This window comes from Mesorhizobium sp. M0663 (genome assembly GCF_040320585.1).
Classification (GTDB): Bacteria; Pseudomonadota; Alphaproteobacteria; order Rhizobiales; family Rhizobiaceae; genus Mesorhizobium.
In genome coordinates this window covers 57,845-79,716 of record NZ_JAMYPX010000015.1, presented here as the reverse complement: position 1 = coordinate 79,716, position 21,872 = coordinate 57,845, and the positions used below count along the sequence as shown (strand labels likewise).

Below are 21,872 nucleotides of genomic sequence, written 5' to 3'. Positions count from 1 at the left end.
GGACGGAGCGGCTCACCTGATCCCGGTCCGGCACAGGTTGGTCTCCAGGAAAGGCATCACCGCGTCGCGGTACCGCTGTTGGTCATAGCGATAGAGATCAACATGCCGCGCGCCGTCGAACCAGATCAGCTTTGCGTCAGCGCGTGCCGCATCTTTCAACGCCAGTGTCTGGCTGCGAGCGACAAACGGATCCGAATTGCCTGCTAGCAGCAATATCGGCCGATCAATCGCGCCGATGCGATCGACCGGCCGGACATCATCTACCCCGAAGCCAAGGCGGAGCTGCATCTGCGCCAAGAGGATGGTCGCCTGTACGTCGCGCAACATAGGCAAGGGCGCTCGCAACGCCGTGGTTTCCAGCAAAGTCGCGTAGAGCTGCTCCAGGACATAGGCATCGGCATGCTCCTGCTGAGCGCCAAATACAAAAGCAGCCGCACCGAGCGACGAGCCGATGGCCGCCACCTTGCGACCGGCGAAGCGTTGCCGGGCAAAGGCGAGGATGCGGCTGGCGTCCTGCCGTTCGATGTGACCAAAGCCTCTGATATCGCCGCCGCTTTCGCCATGTCCCGACAGATCGAACAGCACGATCGAGTAGCCGCTTTCGAAAAGCAGCTTCGCTCTTGGAACCATGGCCAGCTTGTTTGAACCGCGTCCGTGTAACAGCACGATTGTTCCGCAACTGTCCCGCTGATCCGCCACCCAACCGGCAAGGTCGGGCGCGCCCTCCTGCTTCAGAACGATGCGCTCCACCGGTAACCCCACAGGCAGCGTGAAGCTTTGCTGAGGCACGCGGGCCACCGCGCGGCTTCCTGCCTCCCAGGTGACAGCGCAAGCCAGGACGCAAACCGCCGCGAATAAAGCAACCACGACAGGACCTCTTCTCATCGATCGGTCACATGCACTTCGCATCAGTTGAGCGGCAGCCGCCGGTAGCGGCTGGGGTTGTTCGGGTCGCTGAAATGGTGCATCGGCCCGTGTTCGGCAAAGTGCGCTGACCAGCGTTTCATTGCCGCCGGATCGAGTTCGACGCCCAGCCCGTCACCCTCCGGCACGCGCACCGTATTGCCCGTCTGGCGGAAAGGACCGTCCTTGATGACATCGCCGATCTGCCAGCGAAACAACGACTGCGATGCTTCGGTGATCCACGGTGTCGCCGCCACGACGTGCAGATAAGCCGATGTCATGATGCCGAGATCGTTCGAATAGCACCAGAACCCCTTGCCCATCGCCTCACAGGCGGCGATGAATTTCAGAGTTTTCGACAATCCGCCGAGTGCTGCGAAATTGCAGACGAAGTAATCCGGCGCACCGAGCGCGACTGCCCGTCTGAGATCCGGGATGTGCGTCGAGAACGGAATGCGCGAATGCTGGCGCAGCGCAGCCATCTCCTCGAAGGTCGCGACCGGATCCTCGTAGTTGCGGATGTTGAACGGCTCAATCTCGCGCAGCACCCAGCGCGCTGTGGTCAGCGACCACTGCATGTTGGAATCGAGTTTGATCTGCGCTTTATCGCCAAGCGCCTCGCGCAGCATGCGCACTGTCCTGATCTCGAGCTCGGGATCGCCCATGATCAGCTTGCCCTCGAAGATCGTCGAGCCGTGCTGTTCTCGCATGCCGAGACAGTAGTCGACGATCGCTTCGGCGGTCATCTCGCCGCCGGCTCCGCCTTGAGCGGGGCGAAAGGCGAAATATTCCGAAAACGGAATGTCCTTGCGCACCGCGCCGCCGAGCAGCTTGTAGAGCGGCATGCCGAAGACCTTGCCTCTTATATCCCACAGCGCCAGTTCGACGGCGCCGAACGCCACCGTGGCTGCATTCTCGCCGGTGTTGGCGGTAATCTGCCAGGGCGGCACGCAGCGCGCCTCGCAGTCGGCGATGTCGAGCGGATCGGCGCCAATCAGCGCCGGCGCGATCTCGGCCTTGATCACCTCGCCGAAATGCCACCATGGCGCCTCGCCCAGTCCGACCACGCCTTCGTCCGTCTCGACCTCGATGATCGATTTCGAGGCGCCGCCGTAGAGACCAGCCGTCCACCAGAACGGAGCATTGAGCGGGACGTTGACGTGGGTGACGCGGATGTTCGTGATCTTCATCGGTTCCGTTCTCACTCACACTGGTATTGGCTGAGCGCCCATTCGCCTGTCACCGAGAGCAGGTCCGATATCTTCCAGTCGCCGTCGATCTTTTTGAACTTCCATTCCAGCCGGTGCGGATTGCCGGAGACGACAAAAGCGACGACGACCTTGGCCTCGTCGCCCTTGACCGCTTCGATGGTCTTCAGGCTCTTGTCGATCTCCGCCTTTTCGTATTCGGAATTGTCGAGCGCCATGTTGGGATCGAGGCACTCGCCCTGCCCCGACTTCCGCAGCGCGTCGCTCTTGTCGAGCACCGACTTTGCCGGGTCGGTGAAATGGCCCCGCTGAGCCGGATCGACCTCGAGCCCGGCATGCTCGTAGAACGGCTTCACCACCGCAGTCGGCGAGCCCGGCTGCACGGGTGCGGCCGGCGCGTTTTCTGCCGGCGGCAACACTGCCGGCGGAGGTGCCGCACTGTCGGCCGGCGCGTTTGCGGGCGGCGCGCCGAACAGGCCCTGAGCGGCGGCGCTGCTCAATCCGGCCAGCAGGCACGCAGTCGCCAAAATCCAGGGATGGCAGCGAAGCACGGCGTCACTCCGGAGGCTGCCCGGCCAGGCATTCGAGCGCACTCAGCGTCCAGCCGCTGGTCTTCGAGGTAATGTCGGCGACCTTCCACTTGCCGTCGATCTTCTTCAATGACCAGACCATTTCGCGTTTGGAATCATCGCCTTCCGGAAAAAGGTTGAACGTCGCCGTCACCTCGGCGCTGTCGCCATCCAGCGTTTCGGCCAGCGTCAGCGTCTTGGCCACGGTCTTCTCGTCATAGTCCTGCGCATCGAGACCAGGGGCGAAGTCGATGCAGGGAACTTCATCCGGATGGTTCTTTGCCGCATTGTCGTTCAGCTCGAACAGTTTCGTCACCGGTACGGTGAAGCGGTCGCGATATTGCGCATCGGCCTCGAATTTGACCGACGGGACATAAAAGAACTTCACGGCGTTGGCAGCAGGGCCGGCAAACGCGGCCGCCGGCACAGCCATCGAAAGCGCGGCAACAAAAAGTGGCAGTTTCATGGGTGTCCCCGATTGTTCACTGACGGAAGCTATCAGTACCACGCATCTTGCCCGTCGGCTTTCTTGCGGTCCATGAAATCCTGCAACGCGTCCTCTGCTGGCAACTCAGGCGTTCAGCCAGACATTCTGGAGATCCATCTCGAAGGTTTGGTGGACACCGTAGTTCTTCACCTTCTCGTTCATGTGGCTGAACAGCTTCTGCCAAAACGGCTGAATGATGACGCCCGAATCCTGCAGGATCTGCTCGATGTCCTTCATGACCTCGCGGCGCTTTTCCACGTCGATGAGCGAAAGAGCCTGCTTGAGCTTGGCGTCGAAATCAGGGTTCGAGTAGCCGGTTTCGTTCCAGGCCTCGCCGGTGCGATAGCCGAGCGCCAACACCTGGACGCCAAGCGGGCGCATGTACCAGATGGTCATGGAATAGGGGTATTTCGTCCAGTCGTTCCAGAAGGTCGAACCCGGCAGCACGGTGCGCTTCACCTTGATCCCGGCATCGCGCAACTGGCCGGCAATAGCGTCGCCGGTGTTCTTTTGCCAATCGTCCTCGACGGTGATCAGTTCATGCTCGAAGTCGTCCTGCCCGGCATCGGCCATAAGCTTCTTGGCGCCCGCGGCGTCGCGTGTCTTCTTGGGCAGCGCGTAGTATTCCGGATGAATCGGGCTGACGTGGTGGTTTTCACCAACGGTGCCTCGCCCGGCGTAGCCAAGTTCGAGCACCGCTTTGTTGTCGACGGCCATCTGGAGGGCGTTGCGAACCCGCTTGTCGTCATAGGGCTTGTTCGTGATGTTGGTCCGGGCGACGAGCGTGGTCGCTGTGGCGACCTCCGATTTGACCAGCCCCATCTTGTCGAGAATGTCTATGAAGTCGGCCGGCGTCTCGAAATTGAGGTCGATTTCGCCGGAGTCGAATGCATTTATCGAGGCGTTGAAATCGGTTCCGTAGTCGATGAATTCGACGCCGTCGAGAAGCGCTTCACCGCCCCACCATTTGCCATTCTCACGACGCTTGACGACCGCTTTCTGGCCGACCGCATAAGACACCATTTCGAACGGCCCGGTGCCAATCGGCTTCTCGATCGGATTGGCGCCGTCGGCGTCGAAGTTGCGATGGACCACCAGCGCCGGATAGTCGGTGAAGTTCGGGATCAGCGAGATGTCCGGTTCGTTCAGCTTCAGCTTCACCGTGTTGTCGTCGACCTTGGTGATCGCCCCTTCCCTGGCCTTGCCGGTCTTTGCATCGATCAGCGCACCAACGCGCGCGGCCATCGAATTGCCGGCGGTAGCCTTCTCGCACCAGCGCGTCAGATTGTAGGCCACGTCATCGGCGTTGAAAGCATCGCCGTTGTTCCAGGTAATGCCCTTGCGCACATGCAGCACGTATTCGGTGGCGTCGTCGTTGACCTCCCAGCTTTCGAGCAGAACCGGCTCGAATGTGAACTGGCGGGTGTAGCGGACAAGCGGCTCGAGCCAGCAGCGTGAAATGTTCGCAAGTTCCACCCAGTCGTAGGTGCGCGGGTCCTTTTGCGCCTTCACCGACATCGAAACGTGCAGCGTTCCGCCTTTCTTCGGCTCTTCAGCCAAAGCCCGCTCCGGCACTGCAAGTCCAATCATGCCGTAGGCAAGGGCCGTCGATGCGCCGAAAGCGCTTGCCAGGGCCAGAAACTCCCGCCGGTCGACGCGACCGGCGCGCGCCTCGCTGGCCATTGCTTCGATGGCGCTCGGTACGCGATCGCCGTTGCTTCTGAAGAGTGTCATTTTTTCCTCCCTTATGGTTCGCATCGGGTCTTCGCCCCTGATCAACTAACGCTGTCCGGCAGTTTCTCCTCGCGCCGCGCAATCAAATCTTTGAGACCATCGGCGATGCCCTCATCGAGCTTCGGCTCCTCATAATCGGCGAGCATGTTGCGCGCTTTCTCGCGGCCGCGGGTGTCGTGGTCCTTTGCTCCTTCCGCCTTCCACTGTTCGAACGAATTGAAGTCCATGATGCTCGGTATGAAGAAGGCGGACTCGAAATGTTCAAGCGTGTGCTGGGTGCCGAGGAAATGGCCCTGCGGTCCGACCTCGCGGATAGCCGCCATAGCCTCCTTGAAATCGTCGAATGGCAGCCCGCCAGCATATTTGTACCAGCCGACAAGCTGCTCGCAGTCGGTGGCAAATTTCGAATAGCCGCAGGTCAGGCCGGCCTCGAGCCAACCGGCGGAGTGCCAGATGTAGTTGGCGCCGGCAAGGATGGCGGCATGCATCAGCATGTTCGCCTCGTAGCCCGCCTGGGCGTCGTTCAGCTTCGAGCCGACATGGAAACCGGACGTGCGCCACGGCAGACGATACTTCCGCGCCAGCGCGCCCATGAGATACATCATCTGGGCCGCCTCCGGCGTGCCGCCCATGGGAGCGCCGGTCTTCATGTCGACCGTCACCATGAACTGTCCGTAGATCTGCGGCGAACCCGGACGCAGGAGCTGTGTGAACGCGACGCCCGCCAGCGCTTCGGCATTGACCTGCGCGACCGCACCGACGGCAGAGGCCGAAGTCGAGGCGCCGCAAAGGGCGAAGGGGGCGAGGATCAGCGGCTGGTTGTGGCGCGCATAGACTTTCATCGCGTCCAGCATGGTGGCGTCCCACACCAGCGGCGAATTGCAGTTGGTGATCGACACCAGGACCGGGTTGTCGCGGACATAGTCCTCGCCGAACACGATGCCTGCCATCGCCATCGTGTCTTCGGCTCGATCCTTGGAGGTCACGATGCCCATGAACGGCTTGTCGGAGTGCTTCAGCGCCGAATGGATGATGTGGAGGTGACGTTTCGGCACCGCGATTTCCATCGGCTCGCAGATGATCGAGCTCGACGAATGCAGCGCCGGCGCCATGTAGGCGAGCTTGTGGAAATTGTTGAGGTCGGCGAGTGTGCCGTAGCGCCTGTTGTTGTCGAGGTCGCGCACGTAAGGCGCCCCGTACATCGGCACGAAGATGGAGTTGTTGCCACCCACACGTACGGAACGCTGGGGATTCCTCGCATTGAGCGTGAACTCCGACGGGACCTTCGAGATGAGCTCCATCAGCAGGGCGCGGTCGATCCGGACCCTTGTCTCCGAGACATCGGCGCCCGCCGCCTTCCACATTGCGATCGCCTCGTCGTCGCGGAACTCGCATCCCACTTCTTCGAGGATGGAGAGCGACTCCTGGTGGATCAGCTCAACCGCCTCGTCCGGAACCATCTGATAGACGGGAATCTGGCGGACCAGGGTTGGAAACGACGCTATGGGTGCGCCCCGCAGCGCCTTGCGCCCCAGGCGGCCACCGCTGCGGCGGTTGGTGTGTTCGCTCACTTCAACGGCCGGTGCGTTCATGAAGGCTCCATATTCCTGTTGGTGACCAATCTAGCCAGACAAAATGCGGCTGTGACGCTGGAAAATCCTGATCTCTTGTATAAGCTCAGCTTATGCGAAGCTTGCGCCACCTGCTGCCGTCGGCCGGCAGCCTGATCGTTTTCGAGGCCGCCGGGCGGCTGTCGAGCTTTACCGCCGCCGGGCGCGAGCTCGGCATGACGCAGGCTGCCGTCTCCTATGCGATCCGTGGGCTCGAAGAGCAGCTCGGCGCCAAACTCTTCCAGCGCCGCCACCGGCAAGTCAGCCTGACCGAGGCTGGCGACCGCTTCCATGCCGACGTCTCGCTCGGCCTGTCGCACATTCGCAAGTCGGCGGAGGATCTGCGCCAGATCGCCGTCGGCGCGCATGTGACGCTCGCGGCCTCGACCGCCTTCGCCTCGTTCTGGATGATGCCGCGCCTGCAGCAGTTTCGCGACGAATTGCCGGGCATCGACCTGCGCATCCAGACCGCCGACCGCGATCTCGACATCATCGCCGAGGACATCCCGCTCGGCGTCCGCGGCGGCGAGCCCAAGGAATGGCCGGATTATCATTCGCTGCCGCTGGCCGATGAGGTGATATTCCCCGTTGCCGGCGTTAGTTATGTGGCACGGTTCGGGCTGCCGGAGCGTGTCGCGGACCTTCAATCGCACCGCCTTATTCATCTTGAAGAGCCGTTTCGCGAGGCTGCGAGCTGGGACGAATGGTTCGCCTCGGCCGGTGTCGACATCGCCGATGCCGGGCGCGGCTTGCGCATCAACGACTATGCGCTGGTGATCCAGGCAGTCATGGAAGGGCAAGGCATCGCGCTCGGCTGGGGTCACCTCGCCGAGCGGCTGCTGGCATCAGGGCTGCTGGTGCGCGTCACCGGCCACACGATGACGACCGGCAAGGGCTTTCATGTCATCTGGTCGAAGAACCGCGAGCTCAGCGACAATGCCCGCAAGGTGCGGGACTGGCTGGCGGCGCAGGCGTGAGGCCGATAAATGCCCGGTCAAACCGTCACGACGATCTTGCCGAATTGCTCGTTCGATTCGAGATAGCGGTGCGCCTCGACGATCTGGTCGAACGGAAAGGTTCTGGCGATTGCCGGCTTCAGCGAACCCGAGCTCAGTCCGGCAAGGATGAACGCCTTGGCGGCCTGCAGCCGGACCGGATCGCGCACGATCTCATGGACGAGATAACCGCGCAGCGTCAGTGTCTTTGCCAGCACTGCAGGTAGCGGAAAGGGTGTCGGGTCGAGGCTCAAGCCGCCATATTCGATGAGAATGCCACCCGGTGCCATCGCTGCCGTCAGAGGCTTGAAAATCGGGCCGCCGACGGCATCGAACACCACGCGCACGCCGTCCGGGCCGGCGATTCGCTTCAGCCTAGCTTCCAGGTCCTCCTCTGCCGAGGCGATGACGTGGGCCGCGCCGAACTCAAGCAAAGCCCGCTTCTTGGCGGATGTCCGTGTGACCGCGATCGGGGTCGCGCCAATCATGTTGGCGATCTGGATCGCCGCAAGTCCGACGCTGCTCGAGGCCGCGGTAATGACAACAAAGTCCTCGCTTTGGAGGTTGGCAATGTCGATCAGCGCACCGTAGGCGGTGAGATATTGCATCCACGCGGCGGCGGCCTCTTCCCAACTCAGCGATGGCGGGTGCTTGACGACGAGCTCGGCGGGATATCTGGCAATCTCACCATAGGCAGGCCAGCGGACCATCGACAATGGCGGCACGATGCTGACGGCATCGCCAGGCGCAAACCCGTCCACGCCTTCGCCGACCATCTCGACGATACCCGCCGCCTCGAGCCCAAGACCGGAAGGCAACGGCGCGGTCTGGATGTAGGTCCCCGAACGCAGCAGCGCCTCGGCGCGGTTTATGCCCAACGCCTTGACGCGGATCTGAATCTCACCGCTCGCGGGCGCAGGCGTGTCAACATTCTCGATGCGCAGGACCTCGGGACCACCGAGCTCATGAAAGCGAACGACACGTGCCATCGGTCACAACTCCAAAATATTTGAACTGAATCAGCTATGCCAGCGCTCATCAGACGGATAAATAGCCGCTTGAGTAGATCAGCAGAAACTGTGGGTTTTGAATATGGATCGCCTTACGAGCATGGCCGTGTTCGTCAAAGCCGTCGACCTTGGCTCGTTCGCGGCCGCGGCGACGGCTCTCGATCTGTCCGGGCCGATGGTCGGCAAGCATGTCCGGTTTCTCGAGGAGCGCCTGAGCGTGCGCCTCATCAACCGGACCACGCGCCGCCAAAGCCTGACCGATTTCGGGCGCGCCTATTATGAACGCTGCCGGCTGGTGCTTGCCGAAGCGGAGGCCGCGGATGCACTCGCCGCCGACCAGCTTGCCGAACCGCGCGGAAAGCTGCGTGTCCTCATGCCGGTGCATTTCGGCCGGCGCTGCGTTGCCCCGATCCTGTTCGGGCTTGCGCAGCAATATCCGGCGCTGGAACTTAACCTATCGTTCAGCGATGCCATCGCCGATCTGGCAGAGGATGGCTGCGACCTTGCCATCCGAACGGGCGATCTGGAGGACCAGACCGGGGTGATGGCGCGTCGCATCGCGCGCCAGCACATGGTCGTCTGCGCGTCCCCGCCCTATCTCGACCGGCACGGCGAGCCACATGAAATAGATGACCTCGGCAGCCATCACGCGATCATCTACCGCCGTTCCGGGCGTGCCGTTCAGCCGTGGCTGTTTCCGCGCAATGGCCACCCCGCGATTGAGGTCAGGCCAGTCAGCAGATTGCGGCTCGACGACCTCGATGCCATCGCCGATGCCGCGGCCGCCGGCATGGGGCTCGCGTGGCTGCCATACTGGATGGTTCGCCAGCGCATCCAGGCGGGCGCACTTGTCCCGCTGTTGCCGGAACAATCCCGGTTTCTCTATGACGTTCATGCCCTGTGGTTGCAGACGCGTCATCTGCCGATGAAAGTCCGCCTTGCCGTCGATGCACTGTCGGCAGCGCTGCCCAAGCTCATGAGTTGAAGTGCACGGCCGCGGTCGGCTGCGTGGATTTCCTCAATTCCGCCCTCCCGCATCGATCACGAATCCGCCTATAGTGCCCCATGCCCATCCGCCAGCTTTCCGAAACGATGATCAACCAGATCGCCGCCGGCGAAGTCATCGAGCGTCCGGCAAGCGTGGTCAAGGAGCTGGTCGAAAACGCACTCGATGCCGGCGCTGCCAGAGTCGAGATCGTCACCGCCGGCGGCGGGCTGAACCTGATCCGCGTCAGCGACGACGGCTCGGGCATTCCGGAAAAGGAACTGGCGCTGGCGATTGCGCGCCATTGCACCTCCAAGCTCGCCGACGACATTCACGACATCCGCTCGCTCGGCTTTCGCGGCGAGGCCTTGCCGTCGATCGGCTCGGTGGCGCGGCTGTCGATCCGCTCGCGCACCGCGTCCAGTGAAAACGCCGCCGAGATCGGCATCGACGGCGGCCGCGTCTCCGCGGTCAGGCCGGCGGCGGCCAATCGCGGCACCACGGTCGAGGTGCGCGACCTGTTCTTCGCCACGCCCGCAAGGCTCAAGTTCATGAAGGGCGAGCGCGCCGAAAGCTCGGCCATCGGCGACGTGGTCAAGCGCATCGCCATCGCCTTTCCCGCCGTGCGCTTCACCCTGGCCGGGCCGGACCGCTCGACGCTGGAACTACCGGCGACCGACGACAGCCCGGAAGGCCGGCTGCGCCGGGTGGCGCAGGTGATGGGCGCCGACTTTTCCGACAATGCGATCGCCATCGACGCGATGCGGGACGGCGTGCATCTCGCCGGCCATGTCTCGGTCCCCTCCTTCACCCGCGCCAACGCGCTGCAGCAATACGCCTATGTCAACGGCCGCCCGGTGCGCGACAAACTGATCGCCGGCGCCATTCGCGGCGCCTTCGCCGACGTGCTGCCGCGCGACCGCCATGCCGTCACCGTGCTGTTCCTGACGCTCGATCCGGCGATCGTCGACGTCAACGTCCATCCGGCCAAGGCAGACGTGCGCTTCCGCGACCCGGGGCTGGTGCGCGGGCTGATCGTCGGCGCTATCCGCGAAGCGCTGGCCAATGCCGGCATCCGCGCCGCCACCACCGGGGCCGCCGGCATGATGGCGGCGTTCCGGCCAGGCGCCGCATCCTATGCGCATGGCGGCCCGGCCAACGGTCACCGCAGCTACGAGGCCGCCTATCGGGCATCCGGCTTTTCCGGGTTCGATCCTGCCCGTTCGCCGCAGCGGCCGCTCGATATGGGCGACGGGTTCGGCGAGGACGAGCAGGCGGCCTTCGACGCGGGGCCGCTGCACAGCGCCGATGCGCGCGCCGGGCAAAACGAAGCGGCGGAAACGCTGCTCGGCACGGCGCTGGGCGCGGCGCGCGCGCAAGTGCACGAGAATTATATCGTCGCCCAGACCAGGGATTCGCTTGTCATCGTCGACCAGCATGCGGCGCATGAGCGGCTGGTCTACGAGGCCTTGAAGAACGCCCTCCACTCACGCGCGGTGCCGTCGCAGATGCTGCTGTTGCCCGAGATTGTCGACCTGTCGGAAGAGGATGCCGAGCGGCTTGCCATACACTCCGAGACGCTGGCCCGCTTCGGCCTCGGCATCGAGCGCTTCGGCCCCGGTGCCGTCGCGGTGCGCGAGACGCCGTCGATGCTCGGCGAGACCAACGTCCAGCAGCTGGTGCGCGATCTCGCCGACGAGATCGCCGACAACGACACGGTCGACACGCTGAAGGAGCGGCTGGACAAAATAGCCGCGACCATGGCCTGCCACGGCTCGGTGCGTTCTGGGCGGCTGCTCAAACCGGAAGAGATGAACGCGCTGCTGCGCCAGATGGAGGCGACGCCCGGCTCCGGCACCTGCAACCACGGCCGCCCGACCTACATCGAACTCAAGCTGGCGGATATCGAGCGGCTGTTTGGGCGGCGATAAGAAACTCGCAGGACGCAGCCCCCACCCGGACCTTCGGTCCGACCTCCCCACAAGGGGGAGGTAGGGAGCCTACCCGCCGACGCCTCGCGAGGAGCTTACCCTCCCCCTTGGGGGAGGGTCGCTGCGAAGCAGCGGGGTGGGGGTACGAAGAGAGCCGCTGTACAGCGGCTCTCTTCGAGTCAAGCACAGCCCCAAACCCTTTGCTCATCTCTTCCAATTCACCACGATGACGCCGCCCAGCGCCAGCGCCCCGCCGATGATGCCGAGCACCGTCGGCACCTCGCCCAGCCAGAAGAAGCCGATCAGCGTCGCCACCGGCGACACCAAATAGAGGAAATTGGAAGCGCGCGCCGCCGGCAGCCGGGAAAGTGCTGTTGCCCAGGCGGCATAGGCGATGAGGCTGGGCACGATGCCAAGAAAGATGACGGCGCCGAGCCCGGCGGTGTCGGCGACCGCCGCTTGCGCCAGACCGCTCGGCAGGAATGGCGACAGGCAGAGCGCGCCAAGCACCATGTTCGAGGCCGAGATGGTCAGCGGGTGGTGGCGACCAAACAGCGGCTTCTGGACGATGGTGTTGACGGCCGAGCACAGCGCCGAGCCGAGGACAAGCAGCGCACCATTGTTGAAATGCAGCCCTTGCCCCTCGCCCATGGCGATGATCCCGATACCGGCGAAGGACAGGAATGTGCCGGCCCAGGCCAGGCCCGAGAAGCGTTCGCCGAGCAGCGCCATCGCCATGATGGCGGTGAAGATCGGGCTGACATTGATGATGAAGCCGGCCGCACCGGCCGAAACGGTCAGCTCGCCGAAATTGAGCATCACCGTGTAGAGTGCGACGAAGACGGCACCACCGAAGACAAAGCGCCAGAGTTCATCGAGTTTGGGCAGTGCCGGCCGCTTGACCGCGAGGAAGATCGCCGCCGGAACCGCGGCGATGGCAAAGCGCAGCGCGCCGAGTTCCAGCGGCCCGAAAGCGGCAAGGCCGGCGCGGATCCCCGGAAAGGCGGAGGCCCAGCCGACCACCGTCAGCGCCACCGCGATGGCAGCCGTGGCATCCATGCGCTGTGTCGTATTCAACGTGCCGGTGTAAGCGCTCATCTGGGTGTCCTCGCGATCCAATGCCATGAAGTAGAGAAACGCTATTGCGGGTCGGTTGACAAACGAACAAATCGAGGATCACCTGTGACTATGGATCACAGCTTAGACCCGATGCTGCCGCTCGAAACGCTGCGCGCCTTCGACGCCGCGGCTCGGACCGGCAGCTTTTCGGCGGCGGCCGAGAAGCTCAACATCACCCACGGCGCCGTCAGCCGGCAGATCGCCAAGCTCGAGGGCTGGCTTGGGCTGAAAGTCTTCGATCGCGGCGCGCGCGGCGTCTCTCTGACAGTCGAAGGCAATCGCCTGCATCTGCGCACCACCGAAGCCTTTGCCCTGATCGCCAGCAATTCGGACCGTTGGGTCGAGCCGCGCGGCACGGCGGTGGTGCGACTGACCTCGATCCCTTCGGTCAGCGGGCTGTGGCTGATGCCGCGCATGGCGGCGCTGGAGAACCACCCGTCCAAGCTGCGTATAGTGCTCGACGTCGACATCCGCCAGGGCGATCTTGCCGACGAGGGCATCGACCTGTCGATCCGCTGCGGGCGCGGCCGCATTCCGGGCCGGATCTCGGTGCAGCTTTTCGAAGAATATGTGTTCCCTGTCGCCTCGCCGGAATTGGCCAGAGAGATCGGTCGCGGAGATCCCGCCCGACTGCTCGAATTTCCGGTGATCAATGATTCCGACGCTTCGGCCTGGCGGGCCTGGTTTGCGGCGCAGGAGATGGACTATCGGCCGCGGCCGCACGACCGCCGTTTCGAGGACTACAACCTCGTGCTCGACGCCGCCGCGCACGGGCTCGGTATTGCGCTGGCACGTCCGCCGTTGACGGTGGACCAATTGAAATCGGGCCGCATCGTCGCCGTAGACGAACGCAATGCGCTGAGCCCGATATCCTACTGGCTCGACCGGCCGCTGGGGCGCCCGCGCGCCGCCGCCGCCGAACTCGCCCGGCGCATCGCGGTCCAGGCAGGACTAGCAGCGGAGAAGATCGAAGAGTTCCTTGAGGTAGAGAGCTAGGAGCGGCGGACAAGCGCTGATCTCCCCCCTTGTGGGGGAGATGCCCGGCAGGGCAGAGAGGGGCGCGAAGGATCGCTAGCCTCGCTAACTTTAAGACCAGCCGAGAACAAGCTGAGGACGCAATCGCAATCGATTGAGAGGTCCGCGGGACAGCGCCCCCCTCTGTCCTGCCGGACATCTCCCCCACTAGGGGGGAGATTGGCCGTCATCAACGTCAAGCTTGACCTCGCCGCAATTTGTGGCGATGACATCGTCATGAATTTCGGCACCACCCCATGATGAACCGTTTCGAAGGTCCCGGCGGCAAGGAAGCCCGCATCCGCTATCTCGACGGCGACTTCCAGGTGACCAGCCCCGGCGCCTTCGTGCGCTGCGCGGTGACCGGCGAGAGCATCCCGCTCGACGAGCTCAAATATTGGAGTGTCGCCAGGCAGGAACCCTATGTGAACGCCGCTGCCTCGCTGCGCCGCGAGATCGAAGCGCATCCGGAACTGCGCCGCCGACGCTAGTCCAGCGCAAATGGAAGCCGCCCCGTTGCGATCCTGCGCCCTCTGCCGCGGTGTCAGGCCGGCAACACCGAAACCTTAGAGGCTATCTCGAAATAAAAAACCCGCCTCAGGCTCGAGGCGGGCCACCGGCGAATCATCACCATACCGAAATTACTAGCATAGCTGCCGGCACAAAGCAAGAACAAAATACGTTCGACCGGCGGAAAGCTGCAAATTCCAGTCCCGCATTGCCTCGGTGCTCAAGCTTCTGGTCAGCCTTTAAGCCGGCGCTGCCGCCAGGCATCCAGCGTCTCGTCCATGATGCGTTGCGGCACATGGTCGAGCTCGAAGACGGTGTCGATCTCCAGCACATCGAGCCCGTCGAGGAATTCCGGCGGTGCTGCGCCGTGACGCAGGCGGGCAGCGTCCTTGGCGGTGGTAATGAGGCCAAGCCCGGCTTTACGTGCCGTCGCCGCCAATTCGGCAAGCTCGTCCTCGCCATAGAAATGATGGTCAGGAAACGATTTGGTCAGCGCAAGCTCGCCGCCGGCCTCGCGGACAGTGTCGAAAAACTTATCGGGATGGCCAATGCCGGCGAACGCCAGGAAACGCCTGCCGGCCAGCGTCACCTTGCTGCTCGGGGCAGTGTGCGCCTCGAAGATCGGCCTGCCGGCGCGCGCTGCCTGGCGCACGACCGTGTCGGCCGCGGTGCCCTCGCCCATCTTCAGCAAGGCGCTGGTGAAGACCAGTTGGTCGACGATCTTTGCCCGCAGGGGCCCGCCGGGGATGACGCGGCCATTGCCGATGCCATGGCGCGCATCGACAACGACCAGCGCATAGTCGATGTGGATGCGCGCGCTCTGAAAACCGTCATCCATGATCAAGAAATCGCAGCCGAGCTTCTCCAGCAGAAGCCTGGCGCCCGCGGCCCGGTTCGGCGTCACCGCGACCGGCGCGTGTTCGGCCAGAAGCAGCGGCTCGTCGCCGACATGCTTGGCGGCGTCGTGGTGCGGATCGACGATATGCGGCTGCGCGAAGGAGCCGCCATGGCCGCGCGACAGGAAACCCGGATTGAGCTGCATGCGTCTGGCCTGCTCGGCCAGCGCGATCGCCACCGGCGTCTTGCCGGTGCCGCCGACGGTGAAGTTGCCGACGCAGAGCACCGGCGCCTCGACTTTTTCGCGCGGCGCGTGCCGCATGCGGCGACCGGCGACGAGCGCATAGACGGCGGAGAGCGGCGACAGCGCCGTGACCCGCCAGTCCGGCTCTTCCCACCAGAAGGGCGGCGCTTCCGAGGTCACGTCAGCGCCCGTTCGCGCCCTTCAGGCGCGACTTGACGACCAGCGGCTGGATATAGGGCTCGAGCGACCTGAGCGTATGCGCCAGCGCACCGCGCATCTCGTCGACCGTCGCCGCACCCGCCGCCATCATCTCATGGCGGGCCGCCTCGTTGGTCAAGAGGAAATTAACGGCGCCGGCCAGCATATCGCGGTCGCGCACCAGCTTGGCGCCGCCGCTATCGAGCAGGCGCTGATAGGCCTCGCGAAAATTCTGGACGTTGCGGCCGGCAAGCACCGCTGTCTCCAGCATGGCTGGTTCCAGCGGGTTCTGGCCGCCCTCGGAAGTCAGCGAACGGCCGACAAAGGCGATTTCCGTCAGCCTCAGATAAAGCCCCATCTCGCCGATCGTGTCGCCGAGCAGAATATCGGTGTCGGCGGTGATCCTGTCGCCCTTGCTGCGCTGCGCCAGCTTCAGGCCCATGCCGGAAATCTGGGCGGCCAGCTGCCCGGCGCGATCGGGATGGCGCGGCACGATGATCGTCAAAAGCCCGTGGTGGCGCTTGTGCAGCATGGCGTGAACTTCGGCGGCGACCGCCTCTTCGCCGTCATGGGTCGAGGTCGCCGCCCAGGTCGGGCGACCGCCGATCTGGCGTTTCAGCGCCGCCAACGCCCGCTCGTCGGCCGGCGGCGGCGCGGTGTCGACCTTGAGATTGCCGGATACGGTGACCGGCCGGGCGCCGAGCGACAGGAAGCGCTCGCCATCGAGATCCGACTGGGCGACGACATGGGCAAGATTTTCGAACAATGCTTCGGCAATGTTGGCGCGCTTCTTCCAGGACTTGAAGGAGCGGTCGGACAGCCTGCCGTTGACCAGAACCTGCGGCACGCGGCGGGCGCCGAGTTCCAGGATGGTCATCGGCCAGATCTCCGATTCGGCGATGATCGCCAGGTCCGGCTGCCAATGGTCGAGGAAGCGGCTGACCGCCGGCTTGAGGTCGAGCGGCACATATTGGTGGATGATGCGGTCGCCCAGCCGTTTTTCGGCGACCTGCGCCGAGGTTACCGTGCCCGTCGTCAGCACGATGTTGACGCCGTAATCGAGAATGCTCTCGACCAGCGGCACGACGGCGATGGTCTCGCCGACGCTGGCTGCATGGATCCAGATCACCGGGCCTTCGGGACGCTCGCGTCCGGCGACGCCGTAGCGTTCACGCCGGCGAATGCGGTCCTCCTTGCCTCTGGAAGTGCGCCAGGCGACGTAAGGTCCGACCAGCGGGTAAGCGGCGGCCCCGGCGAAGCGGTAGGCCGTCAGGAAGGCGCGGGCCCAGCGCATACTCATTTCGAACCGTCCACAAGGCGATAGGCCTCGGCGGTCGCGGCATTGAGCGAGGCCGTGACCTCCTGGCGCTTGCGTTCCATTTCCGCGGCGTCGGCGTTGGCCGGCACGAAGACAGGCGTGCCGACGACAATCGAGGAGCGGCCGAAGGGCAAGTTGATCGTCGTCTTGTCCCAGCTGCCCTCGATCACCTTGCGGCGGCTGGTGGCTATCGCGGCAGGCAGGATCGGCCGGCCGGACAGCCGCGCCAGAAGGACGACGCCGAGCCCCGCATCGCGCGGCGTGCCGTGGGGAATATCAGCAATCATGGCGACATTCTTGCCGGTGGCGAGCGACTTTTTGAGGGCGATGAGCGCCTTGGCCCCGCCCTTGTCGAGATGCCTTGCGCTTTCGCGCCCGCCAGAGCCGCGCACCGCCTCGATGCCGAATTTCTCGACCATCAGCGCGTTGAGCTCGGCATCGGCGCTGCGCGATACCATGGCAACCAGCGGCCGTCCCTTGGGATAGTAGGCCGGGGTCAGCAGGTGCTGGCCGTGCCAGAGCGCGATGATGCCAGGCTCGAGCTGCGCATAGGCGCCGCCGGAAAACTTGGCCGATCCGTCGACCATGCGGTTGGTCAAGCGGACAAGGCGGACGAAATACGCAAACAGCGCGGCAAGCGCATTCTTGACGAATCGCGACTGCGCCAGCGGTTCGCGGATCTTGCGCCAGAACGTCTTCGGCTTGCGACGTCTGACCGCCGACCGCGGGGCTGATCGCTTGACCGCTTCATGGTTCATCGACGTCAACCGACAGCCTTGTTTTCGGGGTCGAGCAGGCGGTGCAGGTGAACGACGAAATAGCGCATATGGGCATTGTCGACGCTAGCTTGCGCCTTGGCCTTCCAGACGGCGTGCGCCGATTGATAATCCGGATAGATGCCGACAATATCGAGCGCGTCGAGATCGCGGAATTCGGTGCCGCCCAGCTTCTTGAGTTCGCCGCCGAACACCAGGTGCAAAAGCTGTTTCTTTCCGTCTTCAGCGGCCATGTCGATCCTTCACATATCGTGAGTTTGGGACAGGTCTAGACCAAAGCCGCCGACTTTGGAACTATTGATAGTGGTCAATTGTCCAGCCCGGCGATGACGCCGGCGAGCACGGCGAGGAGTTCGCCGCTGCCGGCGGCGAGCGGTCCGTGACGGATCACTTCGCCGGCATAGAGCGGCGCGCGGCCATGCCGATCGAGCAAGGCGCCGCCTGCCTCGCGCAGGATGAGATCAGCCGCGGCGATGTCCCAGTCATGCGCGTTGGCCTTGACGAAGGTCGCATCGAGCTGGCCGCCGGCGATCATCGCCAGCCGGTAGGCGAGCGAAGGAATATAGAGCACGCGCTTCAGCCGTTTGTGCCATTTCGCCGGCATCAGGTCGATCATCGCCTTCGGTCCGGCGATTTCGGCCGTTTCCGACGGCGGACGCACGCTGATGCGCCTGCCGTTCAGGAATGCGCCCTCGCCCGGCAGCGCCCAATAGATTTCGCCCTTCGCCGGGCAGTCGAGTACGCCGGCAAGCGTTCGGCCGTTCTCGACCACAGCGACGCTGACGCACCATGTGGGCAGCCCTTCGAGGAAGCCGCGTGTGCCGTCGATCGGATCGACGACAAAGGTGCGGCGCGCGACGAGCCTTACCGGGTCGTCGACGGTTTCCTCCGACAGCCAGCCATAATCCGGCCGGGCCGCCAGCAAGGTCTCGCGCAGATATTTGTCGGCGGCGTGATCGGCTTCGCTGACCGGCGAGGTGCCGCCCTTCATCCACACCTGCGGATTGTTGTTGAAGTACTGCATGGCGATGAGCCCCGCCTCGCGGGCGGCATCGCGCAACAGCTGCAGGTCTTCAGTAGCGCCGGCCGAGACGGCCGGGTCAAGCTCCGGCAAGGGTCATTCCTTCGATCAAAAGCGTGGGCGCGGCAGTGCCGAAATTGCGGTCGAGATCGCTCGCCGGAACCATGTTGAGGAACATCGTCTTCAGATTGGAGGCGATGGTCACCTCGGCGACGGGATAGGCCAGCTCGCCATTTTCGATCCAGAAGCCGGAAGCGCCGCGGCTATATTCGCCCGTCACCATGTCGACGCCCTGGCCGAACACTTCGGTGACGTAGAAGCCGGACTTGAGCGACTTGATCAGCTCTTCCGGCGTGTTTTCCCCGGGCTCGATGGCGAGATTGGTCGACGACGGCGAGACCGACGAGCCGCTGCGCGAGCCGCGCCCATTGGTGACGAGGCCGAGTTCCCGAGCCGCCGAAGTCGATAGGAACCAGTGGTTGAGCACGCCCTTGTCGACCATGAACAGTTTTTCGCCCTCGACGCCTTCGCCGTCGAACGGGCGCGAGGCCTGTCCACGGCGCCGGAGCGGCTCGTCGGTGACGGTGATTGCGGCCGAAGCCACCTTCTTGCCCATCATCTCGCGGAGAAAGCTGGTCTTGCGCGCCACCGCGGCGCCATTGATGGCACCGGCAAGGTGGCCGGCAATGCCGCGCGCCACACGCGGATCGAACACCACGTCGACAGGCCCGGTCGCCGCCTTGCGCGCGCCAATGCGGCGTACAGCGCGCTCACCGGCCTTGCGGCCGATGTCTTCCGGCGCGTCGAGATCGGAAAAATGCTGGCGCGAGGAGAATTCGTAGTCGCGCTCCATGCCGGTGCCCTCGCCGGCGATCACGCTGGTCGAGCGTGAAAAACGCGAGGCGACGTAATGGCCGACGAAGCCGTGCGAGGTGGCGAGCACCAGGCCGCCAAGCCCGGCACTGGCGCCACTGCCGGCCGAATTGGTGACGCCCTTGACGGCAAGCGCCGCCGCTTCGGCGGCAAGCGCTGCTTCCTTCAACTGGTCCGCCGACACCTCGGTGGCGTCGAACAGATCGAGGTCGCGCGGTTTCTTGACCAGCAAGGCCGGGTCGGCGAGGCCCTGATAGGGATCCTCGGGGGACACCTTGGCCATGGCGACCGCGCGCTCGGCCAGCATATTGGGGTCGGATGCCGCCGTTGCCGAAACGCTCGCTACCCGCTTGCCGACGAAGACGCGCAGCGAGACGTCCTCGCTCTCGGACGCCTCTGTGCCTTCGACCTTGCCAAGCCGCACCGACACGCCGGTCGAGCGGCCGCGCACCGCAACGGCATCGGCGGCATCGGCGCCGGCCCGTTTGGCAGCCTCGACCAGGGCCGCGACGCGATCGGTCAGTTTCGCTGCGTCGAGCGTATCGGTCATGCGCATGATCCTGTTATTTCCGGCCGGCTGAAGGGCAGCCGCTGCTGCACCATCTATTGTCCCGATGCCGCTTCTGCAATGGCGAAGCGGGCAAACCGGGTGCATCAAGCGCCCAAACAGGACCGCAGGCCGCAGGCGGATGAACGGCGAGCGAGATCGACAATCCCTCAGGAAGCGGCCACCGGCGTCCAGATCACGTCGTCGATCCTAAGCGCGCCGGTGGCGAGCATCACCAGCCGGTCGAAGCCGAGCGCGGCGCCGCTCGCCTGCGGCATGATGGCGAGCGCGGCGAGGAAATCCTCGTCGATCGGGTAGCGTTCGCCATAGACGCGCTGCTTCTCATCCATTTCGGCGGCAAAGCGCCGGCGCTGCTCGGCCGGATCGGTCAATTCGCCAAAGGCGTTGGCGAGCTCGACGCCGCAGCAATAGAGCTCGAAGCGCTCGGCGGTGCGCGGATCGTCGGCGCTCGGCCGGGCCAATGCCGCCTCCGAGATCGGATATCCGAAAAGAATGGTGTTGCGCCCCTGCCCCAGCGCCGGCTCGATTTTTTCGACCATCACCCGGCTGAACAGGTCGGCCCAATTGTCATCGGGCGCGGTCCGCAATCCGGCCTGGACCAGGGCGGCATGCAACCCCGCGCGGTCGGTGCTGCCATCGGCTGCAACCGTCGCCAGCAGATCGATGCCGGCATGGCGCATGAAAGCTTCGGCGACGCTCAACCGTTCCGGCTCGGCGAACGGATCGGCTTCACGGCCGCGGAAGCTAAAACGCTTCGCTCCGGCCCGTTCGGCCGCCAGCGCTACGAGCTCGGCGCAGTCGCGCATCAGGCTCTCATAGGTCTCGCCGACGCGGTACCATTCGAGCATGGTGAACTCAGGATGGTGCAAGGGGCCGCGCTCGCGGTTGCGCCAGACAGCCCCGAGGCTGAAGATGCGCTCCTCGCCGGCGGCAAGCAGCTTCTTGCAGGCGAATTCCGGCGACGTGTGGAGGTAGAGCGGCTGGCGCTGCCCGTCCGGCCCGATCGCCTCGGTGGCAAAGGCCGACAGGTGCGCTTCATTGCCGGGCGAGACCTGCAGGGCCGATGTCTCCACCTCGACGAAGTCGCGGCGGGCGAACCAGTCGCGCATCCCGGCGGCAATGGCATTGCGCAGGATCAGCCGCGGCCGGCGGTCGGCGTGGACATGCGGCGTCCACCACGGCGAGGCGGCGGTCATCGGCTTCAGGGGAATTGCACAGAGGGCTGGCGATTGCGGCCAAGATGCGCTAGGCCGCACGCAACGGCCTCTCCAGCCGATTTGCGCCAACAAATTTTATCAGGATGGAAACCCGTGAAGGTCATCGCCAGCTCCTTACGCAAAGGCAACGTCGTCGAAAAGGACGGCAAGCTTTATGTGATCCTCTTTGCCGAAAACATTCATCCTGGCAAGGGTACGCCGGTCACCCAGCTCGACATGCGGCGTATCTCCGACGGGGTAAAGGTTTCCGAGCGTTACCGCACCACCGAGCAGGTCGAGCGCGCCTATGTCGAGGAGCGCGAGCACACGTTCCTCTACCGTGACGGCGAAGGCTTTCACTTCATGAATCCGGAGAGCTACGACCAGGTCGCGGTGCCGGAAAGCGTGATCGGCGACATGGCGCCCTATCTGGTGGAAGGCATGCCGGTGCAGATCTCGCAATACAACAACATCGCCATCTCGCTGGTACTGCCGCAGCGCGCCACTTTCGAGGTGGTCGAGACCGAGCCGGTGACCAAGGGCCAGACGGCGTCCTCGTCCTACAAGCCGGCAACGCTGTCCAACGGCGTGCGTACCCTGGTGCCGCCACACATCAGCGCCGGCACCCGCGTGGTGGTGATGACGGCCGATGGCGCCTATGTCGAGCGCGCGAAGGATTGAGGCGCGAAGTCTGACGCGCCTCGCCGAAAGCGTCGCGGCGGCCGGTCATCGTCTACCGCTTTGTGCCAAGGGCTTTCGGGCATTG

21 protein-coding genes are annotated in these 21,872 nt (G+C 64.4%); 6 read left to right on the top strand and 15 right to left on the bottom strand.

The features are described from left to right. Nucleotides 1-12 precede the first annotated feature (12 nt). The 6 genes from NKI54_RS23120 to NKI54_RS23095 form a co-directional block, all read right to left on the bottom strand. A complete protein-coding gene (locus NKI54_RS23120; RefSeq protein WP_352636595.1) occupies nt 13-798 on the bottom strand; it encodes an alpha/beta hydrolase in 786 nt (261 codons plus the stop codon). A 110-nt stretch (nt 799-908) separates the two neighbouring features. After that, on the bottom strand, nt 909-2,093 hold the full coding sequence (locus tag NKI54_RS23115) for a mandelate racemase/muconate lactonizing enzyme family protein (protein ID WP_352636594.1): 1,185 nt from the start codon (nt 2,091-2,093) through the stop codon (nt 909-911). Nucleotides 2,094-2,104: 11 nt separating this feature from the next. Beyond that, entirely contained in the window at nt 2,105-2,662 is a 558-nt protein-coding gene (locus NKI54_RS23110) for a hypothetical protein (RefSeq protein ID WP_352636593.1), read from the bottom strand. 4 nt (nt 2,663-2,666) lie between these two features. Further along, nucleotides 2,667-3,146 carry a DUF3828 domain-containing protein gene (locus NKI54_RS23105; protein WP_352636592.1) on the bottom strand — a complete coding sequence of 160 codons (480 nt, stop codon included), beginning with the start codon at nt 3,144-3,146 and terminating at the stop codon, nt 2,667-2,669. Nucleotides 3,147-3,251: 105 nt separating this feature from the next. Next, the gene (locus NKI54_RS23100; protein WP_352636591.1) at nt 3,252-4,901 is read right to left on the bottom strand and encodes an ABC transporter substrate-binding protein; all 1,650 of its coding nucleotides are present in this window, start codon (nt 4,899-4,901) and stop codon (nt 3,252-3,254) included. 41 nt (nt 4,902-4,942) lie between these two features. After that, complete coding sequence (locus NKI54_RS23095; RefSeq protein WP_352452281.1) at nt 4,943-6,493, bottom strand: trimethylamine methyltransferase family protein; 1,551 nt, start codon at nt 6,491-6,493, stop codon at nt 4,943-4,945. A gap of 92 nt (nt 6,494-6,585) precedes the next feature. On the opposite strand from NKI54_RS23095, the gene NKI54_RS23090 reads away from it, so the two are divergent. Beyond that, the gene (locus NKI54_RS23090; protein ID WP_023674388.1) at nt 6,586-7,488 is read left to right on the top strand and encodes a LysR substrate-binding domain-containing protein; all 903 of its coding nucleotides are present in this window, start codon (nt 6,586-6,588) and stop codon (nt 7,486-7,488) included. Nucleotides 7,489-7,505: 17 nt separating this feature from the next. On the opposite strand, the gene NKI54_RS23085 is transcribed toward NKI54_RS23090, so the two are convergent. Continuing rightward, entirely contained in the window at nt 7,506-8,495 is a 990-nt protein-coding gene (locus NKI54_RS23085; protein ID WP_352636590.1) for a zinc-dependent alcohol dehydrogenase family protein, read from the bottom strand. 103 nt (nt 8,496-8,598) lie between these two features. Between NKI54_RS23085 and NKI54_RS23080 the strand changes: the two genes are divergently transcribed. Both NKI54_RS23080 and mutL read left to right on the top strand, forming a co-directional pair. Next, a complete protein-coding gene (locus NKI54_RS23080; RefSeq protein ID WP_352636589.1) occupies nt 8,599-9,501 on the top strand; it encodes a LysR family transcriptional regulator in 903 nt (300 codons plus the stop codon). An 80-nt stretch (nt 9,502-9,581) separates the two neighbouring features. Further along, a complete protein-coding gene (mutL, locus tag NKI54_RS23075) occupies nt 9,582-11,432 on the top strand; it encodes a DNA mismatch repair endonuclease MutL (protein WP_352692496.1) in 1,851 nt (616 codons plus the stop codon). 204 nt (nt 11,433-11,636) lie between these two features. Here mutL and NKI54_RS23070 read toward each other — a convergent pair whose 3' ends face one another. Further along, nucleotides 11,637-12,530, bottom strand: coding sequence for a DMT family transporter (locus tag NKI54_RS23070; RefSeq protein ID WP_352692495.1), 894 nt, complete (start codon nt 12,528-12,530; stop codon nt 11,637-11,639). Nucleotides 12,531-12,620: 90 nt separating this feature from the next. Here NKI54_RS23070 and NKI54_RS23065 point away from each other — a divergent pair, with 90 nt between their 5' ends. Then, entirely contained in the window at nt 12,621-13,547 is a 927-nt protein-coding gene (locus NKI54_RS23065) for a LysR family transcriptional regulator (RefSeq protein ID WP_352692494.1), read from the top strand. A gap of 275 nt (nt 13,548-13,822) precedes the next feature. Continuing rightward, the gene (locus NKI54_RS23060) at nt 13,823-14,056 is read left to right on the top strand and encodes a DUF2093 domain-containing protein (protein ID WP_031211156.1); all 234 of its coding nucleotides are present in this window, start codon (nt 13,823-13,825) and stop codon (nt 14,054-14,056) included. 251 nt (nt 14,057-14,307) lie between these two features. On the opposite strand, the gene lpxK is transcribed toward NKI54_RS23060, so the two are convergent. The 7 genes from lpxK to epmA form a co-directional block, all read right to left on the bottom strand. Further along, a complete protein-coding gene (gene lpxK / locus NKI54_RS23055; protein ID WP_352457109.1) occupies nt 14,308-15,336 on the bottom strand; it encodes a tetraacyldisaccharide 4'-kinase in 1,029 nt (342 codons plus the stop codon). A gap of 1 nt (nt 15,337) precedes the next feature. Continuing rightward, the gene (gene waaA, locus NKI54_RS23050; protein ID WP_352457108.1) at nt 15,338-16,654 is read right to left on the bottom strand and encodes a lipid IV(A) 3-deoxy-D-manno-octulosonic acid transferase; all 1,317 of its coding nucleotides are present in this window, start codon (nt 16,652-16,654) and stop codon (nt 15,338-15,340) included. Next, nucleotides 16,651-17,430, bottom strand: coding sequence for a lysophospholipid acyltransferase family protein (locus NKI54_RS23045; RefSeq protein WP_023717166.1), 780 nt, complete (start codon nt 17,428-17,430; stop codon nt 16,651-16,653). The genes waaA and NKI54_RS23045 overlap by 4 nt, the downstream gene beginning before the upstream one ends. 5 nt (nt 17,431-17,435) lie before the next feature. Beyond that, the gene (locus NKI54_RS23040) at nt 17,436-17,681 is read right to left on the bottom strand and encodes a DUF4170 domain-containing protein (RefSeq protein ID WP_023674378.1); all 246 of its coding nucleotides are present in this window, start codon (nt 17,679-17,681) and stop codon (nt 17,436-17,438) included. A gap of 74 nt (nt 17,682-17,755) precedes the next feature. Continuing rightward, nucleotides 17,756-18,562, bottom strand: coding sequence for a 3'(2'),5'-bisphosphate nucleotidase CysQ (locus NKI54_RS23035; protein WP_352569792.1), 807 nt, complete (start codon nt 18,560-18,562; stop codon nt 17,756-17,758). Continuing rightward, nucleotides 18,549-19,892, bottom strand: coding sequence for a TldD/PmbA family protein (locus NKI54_RS23030; protein ID WP_023674376.1), 1,344 nt, complete (start codon nt 19,890-19,892; stop codon nt 18,549-18,551). The genes NKI54_RS23035 and NKI54_RS23030 overlap by 14 nt, the downstream gene beginning before the upstream one ends. Nucleotides 19,893-20,059: 167 nt before the next feature. Continuing rightward, nucleotides 20,060-21,106, bottom strand: coding sequence for an EF-P lysine aminoacylase EpmA (epmA, locus tag NKI54_RS23025; protein ID WP_352593087.1), 1,047 nt, complete (start codon nt 21,104-21,106; stop codon nt 20,060-20,062). A 114-nt stretch (nt 21,107-21,220) separates the two neighbouring features. Here epmA and efp point away from each other — a divergent pair, with 114 nt between their 5' ends. Continuing rightward, complete coding sequence (gene efp, locus NKI54_RS23020) at nt 21,221-21,787, top strand: elongation factor P (RefSeq protein WP_352569791.1); 567 nt, start codon at nt 21,221-21,223, stop codon at nt 21,785-21,787. Nucleotides 21,788-21,872 lie beyond the last annotated feature (85 nt).